The organism is Rhodoferax sp. P2_H8_2, assembly GCF_056403235.1.
The window spans coordinates 1-2,555 of sequence record NZ_JBFUFW010000017.1 but is presented as its reverse complement, the minus strand read 5'-3'; the positions used below and the strand labels follow the sequence as shown (position 1 = coordinate 2,555).

General features: G+C 51.0%; 3 protein-coding genes. All 3 read left to right on the top strand.

Annotated elements, in window-relative coordinates:
* The coding region (locus AC1DV6_RS18430) for an RHS repeat-associated core domain-containing protein (RefSeq protein WP_477980043.1) at positions 1-1,140 on the top strand (1,140 nt) is incomplete at its 5' end.
* Between the two features lie 8 nt (positions 1,141-1,148).
* The gene (locus AC1DV6_RS18425; protein WP_477980041.1) at positions 1,149-1,442 is read left to right on the top strand and encodes a hypothetical protein; all 294 of its coding nucleotides are present in this window, start codon (positions 1,149-1,151) and stop codon (positions 1,440-1,442) included.
* A gap of 641 nt (positions 1,443-2,083) precedes the next feature.
* Positions 2,084-2,437 (top strand): hypothetical protein, encoded by a 354-nt coding sequence (locus AC1DV6_RS18420; RefSeq protein ID WP_477980039.1) that lies wholly within the window; start codon positions 2,084-2,086, stop codon positions 2,435-2,437.
* Positions 2,438-2,555: the final 118 nt, after the last annotated feature.

Here is a 2,555-nt window from a genome sequence, read left to right as displayed (position 1 = left end):
CGCCAGATCAATGGCAACCCGGACAACCTGGATGCCTTGGTGGGTCAGAAGACTGACCGTGGCTACACGATGCACGAACACCTGGATGAGGTGGGCATCATCCACATGAACGGGCGTATCTATGACCCGTTGATTGGTCGCTTCATGAGTGCGGACCCGTATGTGCAGGCGCCTACCAATCTGAAGACGTTCAACCGTTACTCCTATGTCTGGAACAACCCGCTTAAGGGGGTTGATCCGACGGGGTTTGTTGATATGGAAGTGGGGGGAGTCTCGGGCGAGGAAGGTGGTGGCGGTGGCGGTGGCGGTGGCGGGGGCGGGGGCGGGGGCGGGGGCGATGGTGGTGGTGGTGGTGGTGGTGCAACGGGCAACCCAATGGGTGATGTTGGCACGGGCAGTGACAATTCGGTGCCGCCAACTGTTGTAGTAGATAGCACGACTCCACCCAATACCCCGGCTGCCCCCGCTACTCCAACTGCACCTAACACTCCGACGATAGATTTGCCGCGCGCGGACTATACGCCGGGGCAGGTGGAGGTGCTTGGCAAACGCGATCCATGCAATGGAATTGTTAACTGCGTTGGATATACAGGCTCTGAAGCCAGTGCGTTTGGGACAGGTATTAGCAATTTTGTGAATGGCGTCGGACGCGTATCGGAAACCATAACCGGTGTTTCAGGTGCCGGGATAAATAAAAGTCTCGCCAATGGGAATTTAGTTGGCCCTATTATTAGTTTCGTAACTGGTACTGTAGCGGCAGGTATGACCTTGAATCCCGGTGGGCTGGTTGTGAAGGTACAGACAGTCTTACTTTCCAATACTGCAAAGGAAGCGCTTGCAGTCTCAGCAGCTGAAATTCGGGCGATCAACCGTTCATATGGTGGCACGACTGAATTAACAGGCAGTGCAGAAACGGTAGTCGCGAATATGGAATATCGTGAAGATGTATTGGATAAGGCAGCGACGGCGATTCGTGATATCGCGGGGCGCCATTTATTTGATGATGCGAATAAGCGTACCGCGCAAGCCGTAGCTGAACGCATGCTAGGTGCTGGCGCAGAGATCCGTTCCGTCATTGATCGTGTTGCAACAGGCACACTTAGAAGCGTAGAAGAAATTGCTGCGGCGCTCCGACGTTAAGGTTACTTATGAATAATGAACAGATGATTGACGCTTTACTGGCGAGTGCGCGCATCAGCGACGAGCAAGTTGAACTTTGGCGAAAATCTGCCGGGTTGTTGGCTGTCTTGGACGCAATAGGCAGGGACGGTATGAGTGCAGTGGTAAAGATCGACGGCGCGCGGACGGACGGATCTGTATATACAGTTGTGATAACTGGATCGAAACTGGGCGAGGAGTATTTCCGTAAAGATGGCGCTGATCTGCCGATGCTTATTCGTGAAGCAATTGATTTTTATGCTAGTAAGGCGTGGTCTCGCTGAAGGAACTTGTGCTGCATCTGCTAAAGCCAGTTGCCAGTTGCCAGTTGCCAGTTTCCTTACCAATATAGAAATGAAGCGGCTTCCATCCAACGCTACCGGCTTTAAAAATTGTTTGTTTGAGCAGCGTCTCTTGTTTGTTGCTCTAGACTAAACGCATCGCCTGATAAACTCAGCCTCGATCCTAAATTCCAGCTTTACTGGGGCGCTTAATCGATTTATTGTTGAGTGGCCAACTTGTATACGGACGCGTACATGGTCTCGATATTGACCGCTTCGCAACCCTTACTGCTGAGCATCTAAGAAGCATAGTCGCTGTGATTACCCCGAGTAACTGACCCGGTTAGTGCAGTAATTTCCACCAAAAATTGACCCTAGTAGTCCTACTCTTTTAGTTTTTTAGGCATGGAATGTGTGGATCTGCTTCAAATTGCACTGCTTGTTGATTTCCGTCGGAAAGTGATCCACTTGGAGTAGTGATCTCCGTCCAAATTGGATCATGTTGGCTCTACCTTTCAGTTTCAAAGGCGTAGGAATTTAGGAGTGATAGACGTGGCGACATTGAATGTCTTCAGACGCGAGGATTTCGGGAGCAGATGTCCATCCCCGAGATATCCAGGCATACGAGCCTGGCTAGCAACACCATGAAGAAGTACCTGCGATCCCACGAGATTGAGCTCAAGCATGCAGGACATACACGTTCAAGCAAGCTCGATCCTTACGTCGAGAAGCTGACTTTGTGGCTAGGAATGGAGGTCACCAAATCGCGGAAACAGCGGCGCAATTTGAAGCAACTCCACACACGTAGAATTTGCGCATTTTTGGACTGGGCAACTCTAACCCGTCATGCGAATAGCAAAAAAGTGGCCGTCGTAAATCGGCGCATTGGTGATGTTGTGTTTGCGCCGCATCGATCTCGTGATCCACGGCGATGTAAAGCAAGTGTGCTTAAATTTGTCGGTCAAAAAGTTTCTGCGGTGGTGTTCGAGACTCATTGAGCTCTTGTCCTGCAAAGCAGATATTCGGGTTCTCAGGGAGTTTGAATGATCCAAAACATTGGACGCGGCGCTTCTGCGTCTTGTAAAAGCACGCATACAGCCAACGACAGCCAACGTA